Here is a 22,841-nt window from a genome sequence, read left to right as displayed (position 1 = left end):
CTAGAGCAATTCTAGGAAAAGTGCGTAGCGGTTTTCCGTTCGGAATTGCGTAAAAACAAATACTTAGAGCGGGTCAGCGATTCTATCAAAAGCTGAACCGCTCTAGCAATTGCCATTTTGCGCTGGGAACAAGCAAGCATGCAACGCATCGCCACCCTCGACGACATCTCGCAAGGGCTGGACGCGCTTTGTCTGCTCGACCCACGCCTCGAAAGGGTGCGCGGTGTGGCCGGCGAGGTGCCGCTGCGGCTCTCCGAGCCAGGGTTCAGAAGCCTTGCCTCGATCATCGTCTCGCAGCAGGTTTCCCGCGCCAGCGCCGACGCGATCTTCGGACGGCTGACAAAACTCGTCGATCCCTTGACGCCGCAAGCCATTCTTGGCGCCGACGAAGCCATCTTTCGCGAGGCCGGTCTGTCGCGGCCGAAGCAGCGCGGCCTGATTGCGGTCGCCCAGGCGGTGGTCGACGGCCTCGATCTCGATCATCTCTGCCTGCTCGACGCCGCTGAGGCCATCACGGCGATGACCGCGGTGCCGGGCATCGGTCCTTGGACGGCGGAAGTCTATCTTTTGTTCGCCGCCGGCCACCCCGATGTCTTCCCGGCACGCGATGTAGCCTTGCAGAGCGCGGTCGGCCACGCGCTCGGCATCGACCCGCGCCCGCCCGAGAAAAAGCTGATCCAACTGGCCGAATCATGGAGCCCATGGCGAGGGGTCGCATCGCGGCTTTTTTGGGCCTATTATCGCGAATTGAAGGGCAGGGATGCTGCACCCCCTGCCTAAATCCGCAAAAATCCATGAAAATCACGCATTTTTGGCGCTTCGTTTGATCGACAAGCCGCTTCACATCCCTGTCATGTCGGGCTTACAGTATCCGCGCCGACCGGTTGTAGAGCCAAGGAGGTCAATGACGTGACGGTTGCCGTGTCTCCGGATGGGCTTCCAGCGCTGGTGCTGAACGCGGATTACCGTCCGCTCAGCTATTACCCTCTGTCGCTCTGGTCGTGGCAGGACGCGATCAAGGCGGTGTTCCTCGAGCGAGTGAATATAGTCGCCGAATATGAGCACGCGGTGTCGTCGCCGACCTTCTCGATGAAGCTGCCGAGCGTCGTCAGCCTGAAAGCCTATGTGAAGCCATCGCGGCATCCGGCCTTCACCCGCTTCAACGTCTTCCTGCGCGACCGTTTCCAGTGCCAATATTGCGGCACGCCGGAGGATCTGACCTTCGACCATGTCATTCCCCGTCATCGCGGAGGCGCGACGACGTGGGAGAATGTCGTTGCTGCCTGCTCGCCCTGCAATCTGCGGAAGGGCGGCATGATGCCGGCGCACGCCAAGATGTGGCCGCTGCAGAAGCCCTTTCAGCCGACGGTGCATGATCTGCACAACAATGGCCGCCTATTCCCGCCCAACCACCTGCATGAAAGCTGGATGGATTATCTGTACTGGGATGTCGAACTGGAACCTTGAGATCGTCCGATAATTCGGGAGGCTGGCCGTCTGAAGCGATTGTCTGCGCTTCCGATGCTCACGGACCCAAATGTCCGCTGCGCTTCGGTTCTCGACAATCACTCCATACGACTCAGCCTGCCGAATTCTTGGATGATCTCGCGCCGCGCTAGATTAATCTCGGGCGAGTGCGCCGCGGAAGGCTATGATTGCCAGGACAAGACTGGCGATGGCGTTCCAGCCGGCCAGCGACAGGCCGAGAATACGCAGCGCCGCCTTGTCGCAGGAGGGCGGCACGAATTTATCGAGCGCGTCGAGCACGCCCTTGCCGCCAGTGTCCACCGGTCCTGCCGCCGCCGCACAATCGGTAGGCCCTGGCCACCATGCCCATTCGACGCCGGAGTGATAGACGCCGAGATAGACGCCGTAAACCATCAGCAGGCCGCCGATGGCCAGCAGGCTACGGGTCACCCACGCGGGGGCGTGGAGCGCCGACGCAAGCGCCGCCAGCAGCATCAGTGGCACGCCGATATAGTAGGGGGTGCGTTGCTCCAGGCAGAGCTTGCACGGGATGTAGCCGCCCAGATACTGGAAGGTCAGCGCCGAGCCGACGGTGGCGGCCATTGCGATGGCCAGAAACAACGCCGTCCGCATGCGCCGGCGTCCAGTGTCGGCATTCACGATTGCTGTCATCGATCTACCGGCCATTCTCGCTCAAAAGGCGTATTTGACAACGATATACAGCGAAATCAGGGCGGCGGCAGCGGCGCCCGCAATCAGGCCAAGGCGCTTTTCGATGAACTCGCGGATCGGTTCGCCATAGCGGCGCAGCAGCCAGGCGAGAAAAAGAAAACGGGCGCCGCGCGCCACGACCGCCAGCACGATGAACAGCAGGAGATTGACGCCGATGACGCCGGACAGGATCGTCACCACCTTGATCGGCGGCAGGTGGGCGAGGCCGGAGGTGATCAGCATCAGGATGATGAAGCCGATGCCCGACGAGACGCGCAGCGCCTCGAAGTCGTCATACTTGCCGTAGAATTCGAGGACCGGCTTGGCCACCGCGTCATAGGCATAGTGGCCGATATACCAGCCGGCGATACCGCCCAGAACGGATGCCAGCGTGGCGATCAGCGCGTAGCGATAGGCGCGATCCGGCCGCGACAGCGCCATTGGCAGGTACAGTACGTCGGCCGGCACCAGGAACACGGAGCTTTCGACGAAAGCGATGAAGGCCAGCCACCATTCGGCGGATTTCTTTGCCGCCAGCGACAAGGTCCAGTCGTAAAGTCCGCGAAGCATCGGCACCCCTAATGTATGTCGCCCAAACAGCGCAGCGGCTCTGGGAAAAGGACATGCACAAACAAAGACCAAAAGCGCGCCACATGAATCTCTCCAGACGCGACGCGCTTTTACGCGCCGCTTGTCTAGAAAGAATTTTCGCGCCGCACAATGGCCGCAGCTTCACGAAATCGAAAGGCTGTGGTCGAGCGAAGGCCTTATGCCGGGAATTGGCCAGTTGACGAACAGGCCTCCAACCGTATAGTCCGCGCCCATCCAGGCCGCCCGGCCTGAGCCCCTATGGCGGAATTGGTAGACGCGCTCGACTCAAAATCGAGTTCCGCAAGGAGTGCTGGTTCGATCCCGGCTAGGGGCACCACCACCCTGTTTTCAGGCACTGATTTTACTCGGTTTTTCGGCTGTTTTTGCCCCACGTTCTTCAACCGCCTGTTCCGGTGGGACAATTTCGTCCATTTTTTGTTCCGCCGTGAAGAGCAGTTTGTGGGCGGCGCGGCCGGCGATCAGCTTGCGCCTGGCCTTCTTGGTGTAGTGAGTTGACTGTGTCTTGGTGACCCAGCCATGGGGAGGACGAGCGGTGAAATTACCGAAAGAGATCGCGCTGTTTCCAATCCAGATGCGAAAGAACGGATCATGGCTGCCAATCCACTCTCTTCGGTCCGGTCGCTCGGATGCTCATCGGCAAAATAGGCGGCACGTGGCCGAGCCAGGCTTCCGAGCTTGCCGCTGAGCCCGCTCGAGGTCGGTTTCTTGCATCCAAAACGGGGCATTCACGGACGCATCAACGTCATTGTCATCCGCCTTCCGGAACCAAGAAAAACTATCGTTTGAATCAATTGAAGCTGACATTGTTTTTCGATCGGTCGAATCCTTATTCTTGATCGTCGGACGGCTGTCGATCATGGGGCAGCCTTCCCGGGAGGTCAGGATGAGGCATGATTTCGAGACGCACCGCCGTCAGGCGATGAGCATTTTCCGCGCCTGGGGCATGCCTGCGGAGAAGGCGGAGAGGTCGGCGGACGTGCTGGCCTGGGCCGATCTCCATGGCCTCGAAAGCCACGGCATCGCGCTGTTGGTCGAATACAACGAACGACGGCAGACGCGGCCGATCAACTTCCAGTCGAAGCCCGCAATCGTGCAGGAGACGGCGGTCAGCGCCCTGCTCGACGGGGACGGCGGCCTCGGCCACGATCCCGCCATACGGGCGATGGAAATCGCGATCGCCAAGGCAAGGGCAGCCGGCGTCGGCGTGGTGTCGGTCCGCAATTCCGGTCATTTTGGCGCGCTGGGCTACTTCACCACCAAGGCCACCGATCACGATCTGATTGGCATCGCCGCCACCAGCGTATTCGGCATTCGGGTTCCGCCGACCGGCGGCGCGGCGGCGCGCTTCGGCACCGACCCGTGGTCCTTCGCCGCCCCCGCCGAGCCCGGCCGCCCCTTCGTGCTCGACATGGCCACGACGACCGTGGCGTCCGGCAAGGTCCGGAACAAGATCGTCGAAGGCCAACTCATGCCGTCTGGCTGGGGCATGGACGGGAATGGGGTGCCGACGCTCGACCCTAAAGCGGTGATGGAGGGAGGCTTCCTGTCGCCGCTGGGCGGCGCGGCGGAGAGCGCCGGCTACAAGGGTTACGGGCTGGCTGTGATGGTCAATATCCTCGCCTCGTGCCTGTCCGGCTCCACACTGATCACCGATCCCAACCATTCGAAACAGCCATGGGGCCTCGATGTCGGTCACTTCTTCATGGCCATCAACCCCGCCTTGTTCCGTCCGATTGCAGACTTCCGCGCCGACGTTGCCCGCTTCTGCGACGATCTGCGCGCAACCCCCCCCGTGGACCCGCTAAAACCTGTCCAGGTGGCCGGCGACCCCGAGCGCAAGGTCCGCGCCGAGCGTGAGAAGACAGGCATTCCCATCGGGCCCGGCCTGCATCGCCGTCTCCATCGGATAGCTCAGGAATCCGGTGCTGACTGGGTGCTTGCGCCTGCTGCTGTCGACAGTTTACAGTTGACTGGCGACAAAGAAACGAGGGCGAAGACGTGACATTTGCAGCGAGACCGATCGAACGATCCGAAAGCCTGAGCGCTCGCGTCTACAGCGAAATAGAACGGATGATCCTCACGGGGGACATACTGCCCGGCAGCAGGATCAACGAGGCGGTGCTTGCCGGGCAAATGGCCGTGAGCCGAGCGCCGGTGCGCGAGGCGACGCGGGCACTTGTCGAGGCGGGCCTTCTCATCTCTATTCCGGCGCGCGGCGTCTTCGTCCGCGAAATGTCCCACCGCGAGATTGCCGAAAACTACGACGTGCGCTCGTTGCTCACCGGGCTGATGTGCGCGCGGGCAGCGGAACGGCGTACCGAAGCCGAAGCGGCAAAGCTCAAGCGCCTGATAGCCGACATGGATGCGGCGATCGTCGCCGGCAGGATCGTGCGCTACTACGAGATCAACCTAGCGTTCCACGAACTGATCGGCCGTATCGCCGATCATTCCTGTGCGCGCCGCGTCTACAACGACCTGATCCGGGAAACTCATGTCCTGCGGCGCTCGCTGTCATCGCCGGAGCAGACCAATCTGGAGCATCGCAGCATCGCCGACGCGATTGAGCGCGGCGACGTCGAGCTCGCTCGGCAGCGTGGGCTCGATCACGTCCTCAACGGCAAGGCGCGCTGGAAGGCATCCATCGAAAATGCGGCGGCCGCCGTGGCCGCCATATGACCCATTTGTCCAAAGGAGATCTCACTTGAAAATTGCAAACATCACCGCCAGCCTGCATCGCCACGAGATCGATTTGCCTGGCATTGGCGAATCCATCGAATCTCGCATGTTTGTCTTTGTCGAGGTCGAGACTGACACGGGCCTCAAGGGGCTCGGCTGCACCGGCCAGTTCCTGCCCTGGTCGACCATGCCCTGCATCGAGGATCATATCTTTCCGTTGATCAAGGGCATGGATGTCTTCCACACCGAGGCTATCCATTCCAAAATATGGAAGCAGCTCAACAACCGCGCCTATACCGGTGTCATTTCCAACGCTCTCTCGGCGATCGACATCGCGCTGTGGGACCTCCAGGGCAAGATTGTCGGCAAGTCGGTCTCGGAGCTGCTGGGCGGCTATTCCCGCGAGGCCTATACATATGCGACGTTTGGCTACCCGTTCTTCGACGAGCAGCAGATCGCCGACTACGCCAAGAAGTTTCTAGCCGACGGGCACACCATGCTGAAGATGGTCGTCGGCGGCGAACCGACGCGTACCTGGAAGGACGACGTGCGTCGCGTCTATGCCGCACGCGAGGCAATCGGCCCCGACGTCGACCTCATGATTGACGCCAACTGCTACTTCAACCCGCATGACGCCTTCATGCTGGCGAAGGCCGTGGAAGACGCGAACCTGAAATGGTTCGAGGAACCGATCGAGCAGAACGACGCGCGTGCGCTTGCCGACCTGCGCAGCCGCGTCAAGGTTCCAATCGCCGCCGGCCAGATGGAAGGCAACCGCTGGCGCTTCCGCGAGCTCGTCGTCCACCACGCGGTGGACGTGCTGCAGCCGAACGTCCTCTACAATGGCGGCTACACCGAGGCGCTCAAAGTGGCGCACCTCGCCCAGGCCTTCAATCTGCCGATGGCCAATGGCGGCGGCTGGCCGATCTTCAACATGCACATTCTGGCGGGCGTGATGAATGGCGGCCCGGTCGAATTCCATTACGGCATGTGGATGACCGGAAAACATTTCTTCAACGGCACGCCCGACCCCGTGAACGGCAAGATGACAATCCCGGACGCGCCGGGCCTTGGCTTCACGCCGAATTACGAAGCGCTGAAGGATGCCCGGGTCAAGGATCCCAAAGGCAGCCAGTTCACCGGTCGTGATGCGCACGGCTACCTGCTGCGTGAAACCATCGAAAAGAAGAACGCCTGACAATCGCAGCCCCGGGACCCCCAAAAATGGTTGGATCGGTTCCGGTGCTGTTCCAAGTTCTAACTGGGAGGAAATGACTATGACCTACGGACTCTCGAACTTCGTCAACCATGGCCGCGTCGTCGGCCTCGGTTTGCTCACAGCTGCGGCCATCGCGGTCAGCGCCGCGGCAGCGGAGTATCCGGACAAGGACATCAAAATGATAATCCCGTTCGGCGCCGGCGGCGGCAGCGATACGCTCGCTCGCACCATCGCCGGCGTGATCGAGGAGATGAAGCTAATCCCTGTGAAGATCCTGCCTGAGAACCGTACAGGCGGCTCGGGCGCGGTCGGCTACAGTGCAGTCGCCAAGGAAAAGGGTGACCCCTATCATCTGGCGACCGTCAGCGTCAGCTTTTTCACAACGCCACTGCTGGGTGGCTCGCCGGTGAGCTACAAGGACTTCACTCCACTCGCTGCGATCGCGCAGTCGCCATACATCATGGTTGTTCCTACCTCCAGCGAATACCAGAAGCTTGACGACCTGAAGAAGACGCCGCGCTTCACCACCGGTACGACGGGCGTCGTCTCCGATGCGGCACTGCTGGCCAAGATGACGTCCAACGCGCTCGGCATCCAGATTGACTCCGTGCCGTTCGACGGTGAGGGCGAGGTGATGGCGGCGCTGCTTGGCGGACATGTAAACGTCGGCTTTCTCAACCCATCTGAGGCGATGGCGCAGATGAAGGCCGGCAAACTGCGGCCACTTGCGATCACATCGGCCGAGCGTTCGCCGGCCTTCCCCGACATCCCGACCTTCAAGGAACTCGGCTACGGCGACATTTTGCACACCCAGCTTCGCGGACTGGTGATGCCCGCGGACGTTCCGCCGGAAGTCGTGACCTACTGGGAGGGCGTCCTGCAAAAGGTTGCGACCAGCGAGCAGTGGAAGAAGCAGTATATCGACCGCTTCCACGACATCCCGGACTATGTCGACGCGGAAGGCTTCAAGCAAGTGCTCGAGCGCACCAACGCGCGTTACGAGACGATGATGAAGGAACTCGGCATCATCAAATAGTCACGTTGCTCCGGAGCCACCCGACGGGGTGGCTCTCATCCGTCGCGAGGAGGAAAGCGATGAGCGTTCAACGGCTCGACCTATTGGTCGCCGCACTGCTGACAATCTTCGGTCTCTGGCTGATCTACACGGGCATCGGTTATGGCCTGATGCAGGGCACCACGCCCGGGGCCGGTCTGTTCCCCATCATCATCGGTTCGTCGATCGCTCTGCTCAGCGCAATAAATCTATACCGAGCGCTTGGCGGGGTTGAGAAGCTTGGCCCGGGCATATCGGGCCGCGAGGCGGCAAAAGCCGGGGTCGTGATCGCGGCGCTGCTCATCGCCGTCTGGCTGACCCCGTATCTCGGCATGATGATCGCCACCATGCTGGCCATGGCGGCGATCGGCCTGGCCCTGCGGACCGAACCGGGGCCGGTTTTCTTTGTAAAGCTTGCGGCGGTGTCGGTGATCACGCCGATCATCCTTCTGCTGCTGTTCGAAAATCTCCTGGGCGTGCCGATCCCCAGGGGACTGCTCGGCTTCTAATCGGCCAGCCAAGAGAGGTACCGCTATGGAAACGCTTGCGCTGTTGTGGGACGGAATTCTCGCCGCCACCGATCCGGCAATCTTCGCCTGCACCATACTGGGCGCTGTGGTCGGCTTGCTGATCGGTGCGCTCCCTGGCCTCGGACCGACCGCCGGCGTTGCGATCATGCTGCCGGTGGCGGCAGGCTTCGGTGGCGTCGCGGCAATCGCGTGCCTCGGTGGTGTCTACTATGGCTCGATGTTCGGCGGCGCCATCACGTCGATCCTGCTCGGCATTCCCGGCGACGCGCCTTCCGTGATGACGGTCATCGATGGCTATCCGATGGCCCAGAAAGGCGAGGCCGGGCGGGCGCTGGGGACGAGCGTTTTCGCCTCCTTCGTCGGCGGTCTTCTCGGCATAGCCGGGCTGGTGGCTCTTTCAGTTCCGGTGTCGCACTATGCACTCGCCTTTGGCCCGACCGAGATGACGGCGATGATGTGTTTTGCGCTTTCGCTGCTCAGCGTGTTGGGCGGGCGCAACGCCTTCAAGGGTTTCGTCGCGTTGGCGCTGGGCTTGTGGCTGGGCATGGTGGGACTCGATCCCATTTCCGCCTTACCGCGCTATACCGGCGGGTCGATGAACCTGTTCGATGGGCTCGACTTCTCCATCGTCGCTGTCGGTCTGTTCGGGCTTACCGCGATCTTCACCTCCCTGGAGGCGAATGTGGACAAGCCGGTTGCGAAATACACTTTCGCCTCGCTGTTGCCGAGGCTGAGCGATGCCGTTCAGACACGCTGGCAACTGCTGCAAGGGTCGGTGCTCGGCTTCTTCGTGGGCGTCCTCCCCGGCGTCGGCGCCTCGGCAGCGACCATGCTCTCTTACGCACTCGCCAAGCGCCTGTCGCCGACGCCCGAAAAATATGGCACCGGCATCGTCGAAGGCGTGGCAGCGCCGGAGGCGGCCAACAATTCAGCGTCCTACGGCGCGATGATTCCGCTGTTCACGCTTGGCATCCCGGGCTCGGCGACCACGGCGGTGATGATGGGCGGGTTGATCATGATCGGCCTGCAGCCGGGCCCGCTGCTGTTCACCGAGAATCCGCAGTTTGTCTGGTCGGTGTTTGGCTCTTTCGCCATCGGCAATCTTGCACTTGTGTTCTTGACGCTGTTGCTGACTCCGCTGCTGGCGGCGGCGCTTTTCGTTCCGACGGCCTATCTCTATCCAGTCGTCATTGCGATCGTCGTCTACGGTGTCTTCGCCATCGACAATTCGACGTTCAACGTGATGCTGACCATCGTGGCAGGCGGTGCCGGGATCGTCCTTGCCAGGCTCGATTACCCAGCCGTGCCGCTGATCCTCGGCCTGGTGCTGGGGCCGCTGCTGGAGCGCAACATCCGCCGCACGCTGATCCAATCGCAGGGCGACTTGCTCGTCTTCATCGAGCGGCCCATTGCGCTGGGGCTGTTCATCGCCACGGTTCTCGTGCTCTTGATCCCACTCTTCCTCAAGCTGACCGGGCGCAAGAAGATCGCCGCGGACGAGGCTGAGGTCTGACAGGACTGCGGTATATGACATTTCAATATTGCATTGTTGGCGGCGGTATTGTCGGGCTTGCCACCGCGTCCGATATTCTGGCCCGCGATCCGGCGGCTCGCATCCTGGTCATCGAAAAGGAGGCCGGTTTCGGCGAGCACCAGACTGGCCACAACAGCGGTGTCATCCATGCCGGCATCTACTACGCCCCCGGCTCGCTGAAGGCGAAGCTCTGCCGCGAGGGAGCCGAGGCCACGAAGGCTTTCGCGCGCGCCAAAAAGATTCCGTTCGAGGTGTGCGGGAAGCTGCTTGTCGCGACCAGCCCGGTCGAGGTGGAGCGCATGGAGGCGCTGAAGGGCCGCGCCACCGAGAACGGCATCGGCTTCGAGGAGGTAAGCGCGGCGCGTCTGCGTGAGATCGAGCCAAACATCGCTGGCCTAGGCGCATTGCTCGTGCCGTCGACCGGCATTATCAACTACAAGCTGATCTGCGACGCTCTGGCCGAGGGTCTCAAGGCTAAGGGTGCCAAGCTGATGACCGGCACCCGCGTCAAAGGCATCTCTGAAGACGACACTGGCGTGGTGGTGACCACCGATCGTGGCGAAACGATCCACGCCGAGCAGCTTGTTGCCTGCGCCGGGTTGCAGTCGGATCGCCTGGCGAGGCTTGCTGGGCTAAATCCCACCCACCAGATCGTGCCATTCCGTGGCGAATATTACACATTGCCCGACGCGAAATCGACGATCGTCAAGCACTTGATCTACCCGATCCCTGATCCGGATCTGCCGTTCCTCGGCATCCACCTGACGCGCATGATCGACGGACGGGTGACAGTCGGGCCCAACGCCGTGCTGGGCTTCCATCGCGAAGGCTACAAAAAGGGCAGCGTTAACCTGCGCGACATCGCCCAGATGCTTGCTTTCGGCGGCTTCTGGAAGATGGCCCGCAAGAATCTAACGTCAGGTATCGACGAGTTCCGCAACTCGATTTTCCGCAGCGGCTACCTCGAGCAGTGCCGCAAATACTGCCCCTCGCTCGAACTCTCGGACCTCGGCCAACCAGGCGCCGGCATCCGTGCGCAGGCGGTTCTGGCCGATGGCACGCTGGTGCACGATTTCCTGTTCCTCGACAGCCGGCGCCAATTGCATGTCTGTAACGCGCCGTCGCCCGCGGCGACGTCCGCCATGCCGATCGCGAAGATGATCGTCGATCGGATCGAGGAGCGGTCACAATGATCCGGGCCCGATACAATCCATTGCCCCACGCGTATCCCGCGGCAGGCGCTCGGCATGCATCGTCACAGCCTTGCGCGCGGGTCCTTTCGAGCCAACCGTTCCAGTAGGTAGTCGACTTCGGATCGACCGGTCGGCGTCAGCGACGAGCGCGGGCTGCGCTGCACGTCGGAAGTTATGGCGCCGCGCCGCATCAGCACGTATTTGCGCACCGCGAGGCCAATCCCCTGTTGCTGCTCGAAACGGATCAACGGCAGGTGGGCATCGAAAAGATCGTGCGCCGCGTCGCGCTCGCCTTCGCGGTGCAGCCGATCGAGCTCGACCAGCATGTCTGGAAAGGCATAGCCCGTCATCGCGCCATCCGAACCGCGTTCCGGCTCGAAATCGAGGAACAGTCCGCCATTGGCCGTCAGGATCGAGAATTTCCGCAGGTCGCCCGTGGCTTGGAGCTTGCGGATCGCCGAGATTTTCTCAAGCCCTGGCCAGTCCTCTGCCTTCAGCATGACGCAGGACGGATGTTCCTTCATTATGCGCGAGATCATCGGCACCGAGAGGACCACCGACAGCGTCAGCGGGTAATCCTGCAGGGCCCAGGGCACGTCCGGACCGATTGCTTCCACGCAGTGATGGAAATAGGCGGCGATCTGCTCGTCGCTGCGCAGGTGCGAGGCTGGGGCCAGCATCACGCCGGCTGCGCCGGCATCCGTCGCCTCGCGCGCCAGCCTGCGCATGACGGCAAAGCTCGGATTGGATACTCCAACCACGACAGGGACACGCGAGCGCGCGATCACGCGCCTTGCGATTGTCAGCGATTCCTCGGGCTCCAGTTTCTGGGCTTCGCCCAGAATGCCGAGGATCGTCATGCCGGTGGCGCCGGCATCCTGGTAGAATTCCGTCAGCCGGTCGACGGAGTCGTAGTCGACCGACAAGTCCGCATTGAACGGCGTCGCCGCGATCGGATAGACGCCCTTGGCATCGACGCCGAAGGTCATGTCTTCTTCGCGAAAGCGGCATAGCGCGCCTTCGTCTCCTCGTTCATCGGATAGAGACCGGGCAGCGGCACGCCGCGATCGACCTCGGTCATGATCCAGGCTTCCATGGTCTCCTGCTCCGGCGCTTCGGCCAGCACCTGGTCGAGAAATGCCGCGGGGATTAGCACCGCGCCGTCGTCATCCACCACCACGATATCGTCAGGAAAGATCGCCACGCCGCCGCATGCGATCGGCTCCTGCCAGCCGACGAAGGTGAGACCGGCCACTGAAGGCGGCGCGGAAATGCCGTTGCACCATACGTTGAGGCCGGTACCGAGCACGCCCGCGGCGTCGCGCATCGCGCCGTCGGTGATCAATGCGGCGACATTGCGTCTGGCCATGCGCGCGCAGAGGATATCACCGAAAATACCGGCGTCGAGCACGCCCATCGCGTCAGCCACCGCCACGCAGCCTTCGGGCATCGCCTCGATCGCCGCACGGGTCGAAATAGGCGAGGCCCAGCTTGCCGGGGTGGCGAGGTCTTCACGCGCCGGCACGAAGCGCAAAGTGAAGGCCGGCCCCACCACGCGCGGCTGGCCAGGACGGATAGGCTTGGTTCCACGCATCCAAACGTTGCGCAGGCCCTTCTTCAGGAGGATCGTGGTGAGGGTCGCGGTGGAGACGCCCTGCAGGGTCTCTACGACTTTCGGGTCGAGGGTCATCGGGGTCTCCTTAGATGCTGGGGATCAAGCCGCCGTCGATGCGAATGACGGAGCCGGTGATATAGGATGCGCGCGGGCTTGCCAGGAAGGTGACCGCGTCGCCATATTCCTGCGGCCGGCCATAGCGCCCGACCGGAATGGATGCCGTGCTTTGGGCGGCCACTTCCTCGACCGAGCGCCCCTCGCGCTTGGCTTTCTGTTCATCGAGAAAGCTGATGCGTCCCGTGGCGATGCGCCCGGGCAGAACGATATTGGCGGTGATGCCGTCGCGGCCGACTTCGGCCGCCAACGTCTTGGACCACCCGACCAATGCCATTCTGAGCGCGTTCGACATGCCGAGGTTCGGGATCGGTGTCACCACGCCCGACGAGGTCGAGGTAATGATGCGGCCCCATTTGCGCCGGCGCATGCCGGGCAGCACCGCATCGGTGACGGCGATCACCGAACGCACCATGCTGTCGAAGTACTTCGACCAGTCCTGCGAAGACTGACCGGCTGCCGGCGTCGGCGGCGGGCCGCCCGTATTGTTCACCAGAATGTCGACCGAGCCGAAGGCCTTCTCGATCGAGGCCAGGCGTCCCTCGATCGACGACAGGTCGCCGATATCCCAGCCCATTGTCAGCGCCTCGTTGCCGGCGCCCTTGATAGCAGAGGTGGTGTTTTCCGCGGCCGCTTCGTCGATGTCGGCGACGACCACGCGCACGCCTTCGCCGGCCAGCGACCGCGCAATCGCCCCGCCCAATCCGCCCCCGGCTCCAAAGACGAGTGCGACCTTACCCTTCAGTTCGAGATCCACAGGAAACCCTCCAATTCAAGGTGGATTATCATCAACGCCGTACAGAAGAAAACATGGCTTGCCGTATAATTTGATGATAGTTTTTCTATCGATGGAATCACGCTTTCTCGAAACGTTCCTGCTCGTGGCCGAACTCGGTTCGCTGGCCGAGGCGGCCCGCCGCCTGGCAATCACGCCGGCCGCCGTGGCCCAGCGCATGCAGGCGCTGGAGGACGAATTCGGCAAGCGGCTGCTGGTACGTGCGGGCCGCGTGGTGCAGCCGACCGATGCCGGCCATGCAATTCTGGAGCAAAGCCGCAGAATCCTCGGCGACATCCGCCACCTGAAAACCCTTGCACAGACCGATTCGCCTTCAGGCGAGATGAGACTCGGCGCCATATCGACCGCGCTGACCGGCATCCTTGCGCCCGCCCTGCGGCACCTTGTCGACACGGTTCCCTCGGTCGAGGTCTTCGTTCTCCCTGGCACTTCCACTGATCTCTATCAGGCGCTGGGCGACGGAAGCATCGACGCGGCCATATTGGTTCGGCCGCCGTTTCCGATCCCAAAATCGCTGCATTGGAGCGTGCTTCGGACCGAGCCTATGATCCTGCTTGCGCCGAGCGCGCTCGCCACTGGCGATCCGGAACAGTTGCTCGCAACGCTGCCTTTCATCCGGTATGACCGCAACAATTGGGGTGGCCGGCTGGCCGACGAGTGGCTGCGCCGCCAGAAGCTTCGGCCCCGGGAATGGCTGGAATTGGATTCGCTGGAAGCCATTACGGTGATGGTCAGCAACGGTCTCGGCGTATCCGTTCTGCCCGACTGGGCGCCGCCATGGCCGGAGGGCCTTTCGGTCGCGCGCCTACCGCTGCCTGGCCCGCCGCTGGTGCGCGAGATCGGCATGTTGTGGCCGCGCAGCGCGCCTTCAGGGCGGCTGGTGCGTGTCCTTCTGGACGCCTTCGAGGCAGTCTCGTCGGGCGCCGGCGTGGCCAAGGAGGATCTCGGGGTGCGACGCCAATGAGCGAACCGAAACCACCGCTGGACGCGAATGCGGCCGCTTTGGCGCGGGTCAACCTCAAGCTGCTGCAAACTTTTATGCTCGTGGCCGAAAACCGCAGCTTCAAGGAGGCCGCCGACCGGGCACGTCGTTCGCAGTCCGCCATCAGCATGCAGATAAAGCAACTCGAGGACCAACTCGGCGCCAAGCTGTTCAACCGCACCACGCGCGACGTGAAGCTCACGCCTGAAGGAAGCAAATTGTTCGCCAGCACGCAGCGCGGCCTGCAAGAGGTCGGCATCGGCTTGCGCAATGTCCAGGAGGCACTGGCCATCCGGCGCGGCCAGGTCGCACTGGCCTGCGCGCCCACCATCGCCTCGACCCATCTGCCGCGTATCCTCGCCGAGTTCGAACGCGACTATCCGGGAATCAAGATGCTTTTGTCGGAACTTAAGTCCGCCGACCTTTACCGGATGATACAGGCCGATGCTGTCGATTTCGGAATAGGCCCGATCTCAGGCGATCCGGACCTCGATTTCGAGCCGCTGCTCGACGATCCGCTGCACGCGCTGATTCCCACGCGGATGTGTCCGCACAATCGTCGCACCATCACGCTGGCGGAACTGTCCAGCCTGCCCTTGCTCCACTATCACACCACCACCCTGATGGGGGCGATGTTCGAGCGCGAGGCTGCCGCTCGCGGCATCGCGCTGAACGTGCGGTACCGCTGCATCCAGGCGGAGACGCTCGTCGCGATGGCCGAGGCCGGCATCGGCGCGGCAATTCTCACCCAGTCGATCGTCCGTTTCGCGGAGCCGAACCGGTCGCGCGTCTACCAGATCGTCGAGCCCGAGCTCATTCACCGCTACGGCATCGTGCGCAAGCGTGGCAAGGAACTGTCGCCGGCCGCCGAACGGCTAGCACAATTGATCCGGGTCTCGCTGCGCCAGACCTGAAGGCCGGCGCGATCAGGGTGACTTCAGATATTCAGAATAATCGATGGGATTTTTGAATTTTTTCTGAAGTTCGGCTTCCGCTAGACAGTGCCTTCCCGGCACACGGAACGTCGGGAAAGGAGGGAAGTCGTGCTTCAGGATGTTTACGTCCAACAGGACAACAATGTCGTCGAGACCGGGATCAAGATCGCTCGTATCCAAGCGCACAAGCTCGCCAACATTCCGATCACGCCGCCGCCCTATCGCGACAAGCCGAACAAGGAAGGCGCACTGCTTCTCCAGGTCGAGACCAACGACGGCCTCGTCGGTTGGGCGACCAGCGGCTACACCCACCACGTCGCTATCGACCTGATCAACAAATACATCGCGCCGACGATCATCGGAGAAAGCCCGATGCGCACCGAACGCATTCCCCTGCTGTTCGATCGCGCCAGCTTCGAGCGGCCGCTCGGCAGGACGCTGATCTCGGCGCTGGCGATGATCGACATCGCGCTATGGGACATCAAGGGCAAGATGCTCGGCCAGCCGGTGCATCACCTGCTGGGCGGCGCGCGCGACAAGGTGCCGGTCTATGTCACGCACGGCGCAGCCTACGACAACGCTCCGGTCTATTCGCCTGAGGAACTGGCTGCGGAGGCGGCCCACCTCGTCAAGCTCGGCAACAACCATCTCAAGAACACCGTCGGCCGCCAGCCCATCCCCGACCCGAAGGACGATTACATCCGCATGAAGGCGATGCGCGAGGCGGTCGGCCCGAACGTCAAGCTCGCTATGGACGGCAATTTGCGCATGAACCTGGCGCAGGCCGTGGAGCTGTGCAAACGATGCGAGGAACTCGACATCAGTTTCGTCGAGGAGCCGCTCTACTACAACGACCCGAGGCTTTTGCGCGAACTGCGCTCGAAGACGATCATCCCGGTGGCCGCGGCGGAGAACGAGAAGTTCTCCGCGCGCGACCTGATCCTGGCCGACGCGGTCGACTACATTCAGCCCAACGTCAACAATGACGGCGGCTACTCGGCAGCCATCCGCACCGCCGCCCTTGCCAAGATGTTCCACATCCCGCTCTCGCATGGCAACGGCAATGGTCCGCACAACATCGCGTTGCATGCCGGCCTGTCGAACGGCGGATTGGTCGAATATCATTTCCACAAGTGGATGGCCTACAACGCGATCTTCAAGAAGGTTCCGCAGCCCGAGAATGGATACCTGACCGTGTCGCAGGAACCGGGGCTGGGCCTCGAGCCGAAGGATGGCCTGATCGAGGAATTCTCCGTACAGATGTAGAGTGTCCGGGCGTCGGCGCCCCCTGGCGCGTGGGGAGCCACTGAGAACCTAGCTTGATTTTGGCCATCTATCGTCTCCGAGCCTCAAAAATTCTAGGAGCGAATAGGGGTACTCAGGGGGGTCGGCTCCCGGTTACTGCCGAAAGCCATGGATAAGGGACGGCTCAAAATCGAGTTCCGCAAGCGGTGCTGGTTCGATCCCGGCCAGGGGCACCACTTTCCCATCCGGGAACCTTGACCGCTCGATTGGATGTTATCCCAGACGCCTCTGGGATAACCACAATCGAGGGCTCAGGCCTCTCCGACACCATCGGACCCCATAGCTCAAGTCGCGATTACATCGGCCCTGGCACCATCTTGGTCGGCTGCTCCGGCATCGGAAACGCGTAATCTTCGCATTTCACGTCGGGGTTCGTCGGGCTGAACATTCCGAGCGGGTTGTCCTTGAACAGCCAGGCGTGAAGATCGTAATGATGGAACTCCGCCGGAATAAGCGGATAGTGCCCCTCCATCGGCCCCTGGAACGTCTGTCCAAACAGTTTCGGCGGCTGCTTGGTGTCAGGCGTCAGCGGTACAAGCCATTCCACGGCCACCAGGCGCAAGCCGCCGTCGACCGGTTCATAGATAAGGACATTGGGGCGCGTCGGATCTGGTGTCGGGCTGACACTCGCGACGTTGACGAAATGAATACCCATCGCGCCCTTCGGGTAATCCATCGCCCCAGCTACTTTTTCGCCGCTGTAATAAACGCATCCGACCGTCGACAGATAGAGGTCGCGGATGGCGGCCTTGTAGTCTTCGTACTTGGTTAGCGATTGTTTCAGGGCATCGATCTCGGCCTTGTCGGGCTCGGCGGCCTGAGCCGCGACCGCGCTCAGACAGCCGCCGACAAGGCCGACCAAAGCGAGAAGACTGCGACGCCTGAAGTGAGTTGTCTTGGTCATGCATGCCTCCCATTTTTGTTGGCCGTGCAGACCAAGGCGGCAATGATGCTGGTTGCGCGGCCGAGATTATCGCCGATGCTAATCCTTTCCGCTGGTTGGGAGAATTAACCCTCATGACCTAGGCCTCAGCAGGCTCTAGGTCGGGGAGACCAAATACCCAAGGATGTCTCGCCGTGCCAGGCGGCACGGCTGTGGCGGTGGCCGGCCGGCCGACAGCTTTACGGAGTGGCTTAACCGGCCTGCCAAACCGCGCCTATGCCACCCTTCCAGTCGGAGCCTGCCAGCCGAACCGCATGCCAGACGGTTACCTGAACGGCGGTCAGCACCGGTTTCTTCAATCTTCTTTCGATGACAGGAATAGCTTCGCTCGTGTGGATGTTCGTTTCCGGAAGCAGGATGGCCTGGGCTGTCGGATGATCGCTCATCGCGGCCAAGTCGAACAGGTCCTCGCTGGTCATCCGGCTGGGCTCGCGCGCCCAGTTCTCACTCTTGCGGGAGACCACTCTTCGCCCGCCATGCTCGAGGAAATTGACGAAGCGTCGGGTAAGGCTTTCGTGGTAAACGGAGGCGACGGCAATCCGATCGGCAGCAAGCGCCTCGCAGGCGGCGAGAAAGCCCGTCGATGTACTGGACGGCTTGGCCGCCGTGCCACGTCGGATGTTCTCGAGTACCGGGACATCGCCGCGAGCGCCGGCCGCGAAGCTCACCGAGGTGCAGCCCAAGGTGACGACGGCGGGCTCGATCTGGTCGAACAGGGAGGCGCAAGCCGCGATCTCAGGATCGTTCGACAATTCGGCCATGATGTCGGGAGCGTCGGGCCGCGACCAATCGCGTTCGGGCCAACGCCAGCGGGTGATGTGCAGCGAAGCTTCCCTCGGCGCGAAATTGATGAATTCGAGATCGTAGATGCCATTGCTCGGATAAATGATTCCGATGCGCGGATTGTTCATCTTCGGCCCTCCCAACAGCAGGCATCCCGGCGGTATGTGTGGGTCATCTCGCCGACCAAATGCGACCGATCCCTTCTCTATGGATGGATTCAGCCAGGCGGGCGGCATGCCACACGGTAACCTGGATGGCGGTGAGAACCGGCTTTCCCAGGCGATCCTCGATCATCGGGATGGCTTGGGTGGTAAGGATGTTGGTTTCCGGAATGAGGATCGCCTGGGCGTCCGGATGGTCGCATTCGCCGGCAAGTCGGCAAACGTCTTCAGTCGTCAAGCGGTGATCGTCGTCGGGCTGCCGCTCCCAGCCTACGCTTTGGTGCGACGTGGTTTTCACTCCGCCACCGGCGAGGAACTCAACGAAGCGCTGGGTGACCTCCTTGCGGTAGACCGAGGCGATCGCGACCCGCTCGACACGCAGCACCGCACACGCCGCCAGATAGGCCGTCGATGTGGTGGATGCCAAGGCATTGGTGCCGCGACGGATGTTTTCCAGCACGGCCACGTCGGCACCTGCTCCGCCCGCAAAGCTGGCACTCGTGCAGCCGAAGGTTACGACCATTGGATTGATCGCTTCAAACAGGGTGGCGCAGGTGGTGATTCCCGGATCGTCGGCCAGCGACGCCATCCGGTCGGGCCAGTTGGGACGGAACCATTCCGGATGCGGCCATCGCCAGCGCGTGAAGTGCAGCGTCACATCGTCGGGCGCAAACTTCTCGAACTCGGCTTCGTAGACGCCATTGCTAGGATAGATCACCCCGATACGTCGAATCTTCATGAAATGCCCTGGAATGTGACAGAGAGGTTGGAGCCTGCTGCCGGCCGGAAGGGCCAAGCGCAGGCTCCGGATCAATCATTGGGACGAGCAAAGGCTCTCGGTCGATCCGTTCCGCGCGGCCTCGACGCTGGCTTTCGTCAGCCCATATGACAGAAGGATTTTTTCGTACTCGTCGGTCTTCTTGAAGTCAGCCAGGGCTGAATTGAAGGCGGCGATGAATTCCTTGTCTTCCGGGCGAAAGGTGAAGGCGCCGTAATTGCGGTAGGGCTTGCCGTCGAGCATGGGGGCCGACTTCATCTCGGCCGCCTCGACATCGCTGGAGAGCTTGGCAAGACCCGCCACGGTCAATTCAGTGGCAATATAGGCGTCCGCGCGGCCGGCGACCAACGATGGAATGGCGTCCGAAGCGCTCTGGATGTAGACCCGGTCCGAGCGGGGAATCTCGTATTCGTCGGCGAGCAGCTCGACGGCTCCGGCCAACTGGGCCAGCTTGGTGCCGGGGTTTGCTGCCACATCTTCCAATCCATGGAGCTTCTTCGGGTTCCCCGCCTTGACCAGGAGGCCGACCGTGTAGCTGGAAGTCGTCTCGCTGAACACGACCTGCTTGCAGCGCTCCGGCCGAATGGCTTGCTCCGCGGCCGAGAAGTCGAAGCGGTTCGCCTTCACACCTGGAATGAGGCCGTCGAATGCGACCACCGTCCACTCGATTTTTTCAATGCCGAGCTTGTTCAGCACTGCAGTCGCCACATCGGGCCCGATTCCTGCGGCCTTGCCGTCGGAGGCGATATATCCGTAGGGCTGCTCGTTTGCCGTGACGCCACGAACAAAGCCGCGTTCGCGAATTTCTTGGAGATCGTCGGCGCGGGAAACCCCAGGGACGGTCGCCGAGGCGACGAAGGCCAATGAAAACGCGGCGGTTATGCTGCCTATTGAGGCGCTGGAAATTTTCATAACGTGTTCCCTTGCAGGCCGCCCTTCTTAAGCGGGGTCGGCTTATTGTTCTAGTTCAAGAAAGGTGCAATAAAACTGTATTTCGTAAAAAACGTCTGATCAAGATACTAAATTGCATCATATCAAATTACGGAAACGCGCGGTTGTCGGTGAAGCGCACGATGGCGGCAGACAGGCTGCCCAAGCTTGCTGCTTGCGGGTCCGTTGCGCTAGTCACCATCTCGACCGTGCTTGCGACCGCAGCTTGCGTCGACACAGCGATCAGCACACTCTCCTGGTATGACGCAGCATTGAATAAGACGGGAACGAGATGACGGAAAATTGGAAACCTGATCGGACCCTGCTGAGCGTTCCGATATACAAATCCCTCGCCGACCAAATTGCCGACGCCATACTCGACGGCCGCGTTGCCGATCGCACAAGGATGACGCCGCAACGCCAGCTCGCAGAGGAGCTCAAGATCTCGGTGCAGACCGTCAGCCGCGCCTATGAGGAGCTGTCGCGTCGCAATCTGCTCTCCGGAGAGGCTGGCCGAGGCACGTTCGTCAAGCGTCCGCAGGCCGATCGCGGTCCCCCGTTCACCTTGGAGCGCGTTCCCGACCTCATCGATCTTTCAATTCTGAAGCCGGTTTGCGAAGAGCTTCACATGGAGCGGATGGCCACAGCCCTTTCCCGCTTGGCGGCGGGCGTGCCGCTCAGGGTCGTGCATGCTTTCCGGCCGGAGAGCGCAACCTCGCGCTACCGCGCTGCGGCCCTGACCTGGCTGAAGACATGCGGCGTGGAAACGTCGCCCTACAATGTGTGCCTGACCAACGGCGCTACGCCGGCATTGGCGGTCGCCCTGCTGACGGTGGCTCCTCCCGGCTCCCTGGTGGCGACCGAGGTATTCGGCCATCATTCGCTGAAGCCGCTGGCTTCCTACATGGGCATCGGCATCGTCGGACTCGACGTCGATGACGAAGGCCTGGTGCCCGACGGCCTTGAACGCGCCTGCGTCGATGGCAAGCTGCGGGCGCTGTTCATGCAGCCGACCGTGATCAACCCCGTATCGACGATGTTGTCCGAAGACAGACGGCGCCGTATCGCGGCAATCGTCGAGAAACACGACCTCCTGGTCATTGAGAACGACCCGCTCGGGCCCCTGATTTCGGACCGCCCGCCGCCGTTTTTCGCGTACGCGCCGACCCGAACTTTCTACGTGACCAGCCTCACGAAAATCGTCATGCCAGGGCTGCGGATCGGATATCTGGTCGCCCCGCAGCGTTTCGTCGCCACTGCAACGAACCGGCATCTGGTGACGAACTGGATGGCGACGCCGCTGCTGGAAGAACTGGCGACGGGATGGATCGAGGACGGGACGGCGCTCAGCCTCGTTGACTGGCAGCGTCAAGCGCTTCGGTCGAGGCATCGCATCTTCCAGAGCAAACTGGGCAAGGTTCCGCATTCGACTCATCCGCAGAGTTTGCATGCCTGGATTCCGACCCCCGAGGGCTTCACGGACGCGGGTTTTGCTGCCCATGCACGCTCCCTCGGCGTCGCCGTCGCCACTGCGAGCTCTTTCCTGGCGAACGATCGGCTGCCTTATCCGGCGATTCGCGTCTCCCTCGGTTCGGTGTCTGAAGAGGCGCTCGGCTTGGGGTTGGACACGATTGCGAGCGTCCTGCAGGCGCCGCCGGAAGCGCCCCTTCCAGCCTGACCATAGCCGACGCCGTGAGGTCTGTGCTCTTGGGACGTTGTTCGCCCGCCTCTCGTCTTGACACTTCGAATGCGGCGCATATGCTTCAGTACATGTCGCTCATTGATGCATATCAATTATGCCCGTAACTCATCATTCCCCCTCCGGCGGAGCGCTCCAGGCGTGACCGATGGCTTTTTACTCATCCTGAAGGGGCTCCAGGTCACCGTCATCCTGTCGGTCCTCAGCTCGGTGCTGGCTCTGGTGGCTGCGTTTCTTGCCGGCCTCGGACGGCTTTCCCCATCGGCGACGATCCGGATGGTGGCGTCCGCCTATATCGAGTTTTTCCGTGGGACATCGCTCTTCGTTCAATTGTTCTGGGCCTTTTACGTTCTGCCGCTCTTCGGCATCGCGCTCGGCCCAATGGAAGCCGCTGTGCTTGCCTTGGGGCTGAATCTCGGCGCCTACGGCGCAGAGGTGGTGCGCGGCAGTGTCCTCGCCATCGCGGTGGAGCAGACCGAGGCATGCATTGCACTCAACATGACGCGATACCAACGCATGCGGCATGTCATCCTTCCGCAGGCGCTGGCGCTGATGCTGCCGCCATTCGGCAATCTTGCCATCACCATGCTCAAGATGACGGCGATCGCGTCACTCATCTCGCTGCCCGACCTGACTTATCAGGCGCAGCTCGTGCGTAACCAGACGGGGCAGACCTTCCTGCCGTTCGCGATCGTGCTCGTCATCTATTTTGCACTGTCGTCGCTGATCAAATTTTCCATCGTGAAGCCATTCGAGCGACGGCTGGCCGTCGGCGCGGACCGAATCGAGACTCCGGGAGCCTGA

At 62.1% G+C, this 22,841-nt stretch carries 24 protein-coding genes and 1 tRNA gene; 15 read left to right on the top strand and 10 right to left on the bottom strand.

Going from position 1 to position 22,841, the window contains the following annotated elements:
* Nucleotides 1–138: 138 nt before the first annotated feature.
* Complete coding sequence (locus tag ABID19_RS30190) at nucleotides 139–780, top strand: DNA-3-methyladenine glycosylase family protein (protein WP_354494237.1); 642 nt, start codon at nucleotides 139–141, stop codon at nucleotides 778–780.
* Between the two features lie 129 nt (nucleotides 781–909).
* Nucleotides 910–1,467 carry an HNH endonuclease gene (locus tag ABID19_RS30185; protein WP_095485996.1) on the top strand — a complete coding sequence of 186 codons (558 nt, stop codon included), beginning with the start codon at nucleotides 910–912 and terminating at the stop codon, nucleotides 1,465–1,467.
* A gap of 153 nt (nucleotides 1,468–1,620) precedes the next feature.
* On the opposite strand, the gene ABID19_RS30180 is transcribed toward ABID19_RS30185, so the two are convergent.
* Both ABID19_RS30180 and ABID19_RS30175 read right to left on the bottom strand, forming a co-directional pair.
* Complete coding sequence (locus tag ABID19_RS30180) at nucleotides 1,621–2,139, bottom strand: disulfide bond formation protein B (protein ID WP_354494236.1); 519 nt, start codon at nucleotides 2,137–2,139, stop codon at nucleotides 1,621–1,623.
* Nucleotides 2,140–2,160: 21 nt separating this feature from the next.
* Nucleotides 2,161–2,748: a YqaA family protein gene (locus tag ABID19_RS30175; RefSeq protein WP_352937423.1), complete on the bottom strand. Its 588-nt coding sequence runs from the start codon at nucleotides 2,746–2,748 to the stop codon at nucleotides 2,161–2,163.
* A 273-nt stretch (nucleotides 2,749–3,021) separates the two neighbouring features.
* Here ABID19_RS30175 and ABID19_RS30170 point away from each other — a divergent pair.
* From ABID19_RS30170 to lhgO, 8 genes are all read left to right on the top strand, one after another.
* Nucleotides 3,022–3,106, top strand: a tRNA-Leu gene (locus ABID19_RS30170).
* Between the two features lie 567 nt (nucleotides 3,107–3,673).
* The gene (locus ABID19_RS30165; RefSeq protein ID WP_354494235.1) at nucleotides 3,674–4,792 is read left to right on the top strand and encodes an Ldh family oxidoreductase; all 1,119 of its coding nucleotides are present in this window, start codon (nucleotides 3,674–3,676) and stop codon (nucleotides 4,790–4,792) included.
* Nucleotides 4,789–5,466: a GntR family transcriptional regulator gene (locus tag ABID19_RS30160; protein ID WP_354494234.1), complete on the top strand. Its 678-nt coding sequence runs from the start codon at nucleotides 4,789–4,791 to the stop codon at nucleotides 5,464–5,466. Before ABID19_RS30165 ends, ABID19_RS30160 begins: the two co-directional genes overlap by 4 nt.
* A 25-nt stretch (nucleotides 5,467–5,491) precedes the next feature.
* Nucleotides 5,492–6,664, top strand: a complete 1,173-nt coding sequence (locus ABID19_RS30155; RefSeq protein ID WP_354494233.1) for a mandelate racemase/muconate lactonizing enzyme family protein — start codon at nucleotides 5,492–5,494, stop codon at nucleotides 6,662–6,664.
* A gap of 79 nt (nucleotides 6,665–6,743) precedes the next feature.
* On the top strand, nucleotides 6,744–7,721 hold the full coding sequence (locus tag ABID19_RS30150) for a tripartite tricarboxylate transporter substrate binding protein (RefSeq protein ID WP_354494232.1): 978 nt from the start codon (nucleotides 6,744–6,746) through the stop codon (nucleotides 7,719–7,721).
* A gap of 59 nt (nucleotides 7,722–7,780) precedes the next feature.
* On the top strand, nucleotides 7,781–8,248 hold the full coding sequence (locus ABID19_RS30145; RefSeq protein WP_354494231.1) for a tripartite tricarboxylate transporter TctB family protein: 468 nt from the start codon (nucleotides 7,781–7,783) through the stop codon (nucleotides 8,246–8,248).
* A 25-nt stretch (nucleotides 8,249–8,273) separates the two neighbouring features.
* On the top strand, nucleotides 8,274–9,782 hold the full coding sequence (locus tag ABID19_RS30140) for a tripartite tricarboxylate transporter permease (protein WP_354494230.1): 1,509 nt from the start codon (nucleotides 8,274–8,276) through the stop codon (nucleotides 9,780–9,782).
* Nucleotides 9,783–9,796: 14 nt separating this feature from the next.
* Entirely contained in the window at nucleotides 9,797–10,996 is a 1,200-nt protein-coding gene (gene lhgO / locus ABID19_RS30135) for an L-2-hydroxyglutarate oxidase (RefSeq protein ID WP_354494229.1), read from the top strand.
* A gap of 62 nt (nucleotides 10,997–11,058) precedes the next feature.
* Here the strand turns inward: lhgO and ABID19_RS30130 are convergent, their stop codons facing one another.
* The 3 genes from ABID19_RS30130 to ABID19_RS30120 are packed head-to-tail and all read right to left on the bottom strand — an operon-like array spanning nucleotide 11,059 to nucleotide 13,482.
* Nucleotides 11,059–11,985 carry a dihydrodipicolinate synthase family protein gene (locus tag ABID19_RS30130; RefSeq protein ID WP_354494228.1) on the bottom strand — a complete coding sequence of 309 codons (927 nt, stop codon included), beginning with the start codon at nucleotides 11,983–11,985 and terminating at the stop codon, nucleotides 11,059–11,061.
* Entirely contained in the window at nucleotides 11,982–12,686 is a 705-nt protein-coding gene (locus ABID19_RS30125) for a ribonuclease activity regulator RraA (protein ID WP_354494227.1), read from the bottom strand. Before ABID19_RS30125 ends, ABID19_RS30130 begins: the two co-directional genes overlap by 4 nt.
* A 10-nt stretch (nucleotides 12,687–12,696) precedes the next feature.
* Nucleotides 12,697–13,482 carry an SDR family oxidoreductase gene (locus ABID19_RS30120; protein ID WP_354494226.1) on the bottom strand — a complete coding sequence of 262 codons (786 nt, stop codon included), beginning with the start codon at nucleotides 13,480–13,482 and terminating at the stop codon, nucleotides 12,697–12,699.
* A gap of 91 nt (nucleotides 13,483–13,573) precedes the next feature.
* On the opposite strand from ABID19_RS30120, the gene ABID19_RS30115 reads away from it, so the two are divergent.
* From ABID19_RS30115 to ABID19_RS30105, 3 genes are all read left to right on the top strand, one after another.
* Nucleotides 13,574–14,485 carry a LysR family transcriptional regulator gene (locus tag ABID19_RS30115; RefSeq protein ID WP_352937407.1) on the top strand — a complete coding sequence of 304 codons (912 nt, stop codon included), beginning with the start codon at nucleotides 13,574–13,576 and terminating at the stop codon, nucleotides 14,483–14,485.
* Nucleotides 14,482–15,417 (top strand): LysR family transcriptional regulator, encoded by a 936-nt coding sequence (locus tag ABID19_RS30110; RefSeq protein WP_354494225.1) that lies wholly within the window; start codon nucleotides 14,482–14,484, stop codon nucleotides 15,415–15,417. Before ABID19_RS30115 ends, ABID19_RS30110 begins: the two co-directional genes overlap by 4 nt.
* 129 nt (nucleotides 15,418–15,546) lie before the next feature.
* Nucleotides 15,547–16,704, top strand: coding sequence for a mandelate racemase/muconate lactonizing enzyme family protein (locus ABID19_RS30105; protein ID WP_354494224.1), 1,158 nt, complete (start codon nucleotides 15,547–15,549; stop codon nucleotides 16,702–16,704).
* A 334-nt stretch (nucleotides 16,705–17,038) separates the two neighbouring features.
* Here the strand turns inward: ABID19_RS30105 and ABID19_RS30100 are convergent, their stop codons facing one another.
* The 5 genes from ABID19_RS30100 to ABID19_RS30080 form a co-directional block, all read right to left on the bottom strand.
* Nucleotides 17,039–17,647, bottom strand: a complete 609-nt coding sequence (locus ABID19_RS30100) for a hypothetical protein (protein WP_354494223.1) — start codon at nucleotides 17,645–17,647, stop codon at nucleotides 17,039–17,041.
* A 230-nt stretch (nucleotides 17,648–17,877) separates the two neighbouring features.
* Complete coding sequence (locus tag ABID19_RS30095; RefSeq protein WP_354494222.1) at nucleotides 17,878–18,597, bottom strand: maleate cis-trans isomerase family protein; 720 nt, start codon at nucleotides 18,595–18,597, stop codon at nucleotides 17,878–17,880.
* Between the two features lie 43 nt (nucleotides 18,598–18,640).
* Nucleotides 18,641–19,426, bottom strand: coding sequence for a maleate cis-trans isomerase family protein (locus ABID19_RS30090; protein ID WP_354494221.1), 786 nt, complete (start codon nucleotides 19,424–19,426; stop codon nucleotides 18,641–18,643).
* Between the two features lie 18 nt (nucleotides 19,427–19,444).
* Entirely contained in the window at nucleotides 19,445–20,320 is an 876-nt protein-coding gene (gene ehuB, locus ABID19_RS30085) for an ectoine/hydroxyectoine ABC transporter substrate-binding protein EhuB (protein WP_354494220.1), read from the bottom strand.
* Nucleotides 20,321–20,447: 127 nt separating this feature from the next.
* Nucleotides 20,448–20,588, bottom strand: coding sequence for a hypothetical protein (locus ABID19_RS30080; protein ID WP_354494219.1), 141 nt, complete (start codon nucleotides 20,586–20,588; stop codon nucleotides 20,448–20,450).
* A 42-nt stretch (nucleotides 20,589–20,630) separates the two neighbouring features.
* Between ABID19_RS30080 and ehuR the strand changes: the two genes are divergently transcribed.
* Together ehuR and ehuC are read left to right on the top strand one after the other, a co-directional pair.
* Complete coding sequence (gene ehuR / locus ABID19_RS30075) at nucleotides 20,631–22,016, top strand: MocR-like ectoine utilization transcription factor EhuR (RefSeq protein ID WP_354494218.1); 1,386 nt, start codon at nucleotides 20,631–20,633, stop codon at nucleotides 22,014–22,016.
* 105 nt (nucleotides 22,017–22,121) lie between these two features.
* Complete coding sequence (ehuC, locus tag ABID19_RS30070) at nucleotides 22,122–22,841, top strand: ectoine/hydroxyectoine ABC transporter permease subunit EhuC (protein WP_435528780.1); 720 nt, start codon at nucleotides 22,122–22,124, stop codon at nucleotides 22,839–22,841.

The organism is Mesorhizobium robiniae (genome assembly GCF_040545535.1).
Classification (GTDB): Bacteria; Pseudomonadota; Alphaproteobacteria; order Rhizobiales; family Rhizobiaceae; genus Mesorhizobium; species Mesorhizobium robiniae.
The sequence above is the reverse complement of the archived record's forward strand: the minus strand, read 5'-3'. Positions and strand labels throughout refer to the sequence as shown.

Coding starts and splice junctions, on each gene's coding strand:
- ABID19_RS30165 (WP_354494235.1), top strand. CDS start 3,674: ATGAGGCATGATTTCGAGACGCACCGCCGTCAGGCGATGAGCATTTTC.
- ABID19_RS30150 (WP_354494232.1), top strand. CDS start 6,744: ATGACCTACGGACTCTCGAACTTCGTCAACCATGGCCGCGTCGTCGGC.
- lhgO (WP_354494229.1), top strand. CDS start 9,797: ATGACATTTCAATATTGCATTGTTGGCGGCGGTATTGTCGGGCTTGCC.
- ABID19_RS30110 (WP_354494225.1), top strand. CDS start 14,482: ATGAGCGAACCGAAACCACCGCTGGACGCGAATGCGGCCGCTTTGGCG.
- ABID19_RS30145 (WP_354494231.1), top strand. CDS start 7,781: ATGAGCGTTCAACGGCTCGACCTATTGGTCGCCGCACTGCTGACAATC.
- ABID19_RS30100 (WP_354494223.1), bottom strand. CDS start 17,647: ATGACCAAGACAACTCACTTCAGGCGTCGCAGTCTTCTCGCTTTGGTC.
- ABID19_RS30130 (WP_354494228.1), bottom strand. CDS start 11,985: ATGACCTTCGGCGTCGATGCCAAGGGCGTCTATCCGATCGCGGCGACG.
- ehuB (WP_354494220.1), bottom strand. CDS start 20,320: ATGAAAATTTCCAGCGCCTCAATAGGCAGCATAACCGCCGCGTTTTCA.
- ABID19_RS30175 (WP_352937423.1), bottom strand. CDS start 2,748: ATGCTTCGCGGACTTTACGACTGGACCTTGTCGCTGGCGGCAAAGAAA.
- ABID19_RS30190 (WP_354494237.1), top strand. CDS start 139: ATGCAACGCATCGCCACCCTCGACGACATCTCGCAAGGGCTGGACGCG.
- ehuC (WP_435528780.1), top strand. CDS start 22,122: ATGCATATCAATTATGCCCGTAACTCATCATTCCCCCTCCGGCGGAGC.
- ehuR (WP_354494218.1), top strand. CDS start 20,631: ATGACGGAAAATTGGAAACCTGATCGGACCCTGCTGAGCGTTCCGATA.
- ABID19_RS30125 (WP_354494227.1), bottom strand. CDS start 12,686: ATGACCCTCGACCCGAAAGTCGTAGAGACCCTGCAGGGCGTCTCCACC.
- ABID19_RS30180 (WP_354494236.1), bottom strand. CDS start 2,139: ATGACAGCAATCGTGAATGCCGACACTGGACGCCGGCGCATGCGGACG.
- ABID19_RS30140 (WP_354494230.1), top strand. CDS start 8,274: ATGGAAACGCTTGCGCTGTTGTGGGACGGAATTCTCGCCGCCACCGAT.
- ABID19_RS30095 (WP_354494222.1), bottom strand. CDS start 18,597: ATGAACAATCCGCGCATCGGAATCATTTATCCGAGCAATGGCATCTAC.
- ABID19_RS30115 (WP_352937407.1), top strand. CDS start 13,574: ATGGAATCACGCTTTCTCGAAACGTTCCTGCTCGTGGCCGAACTCGGT.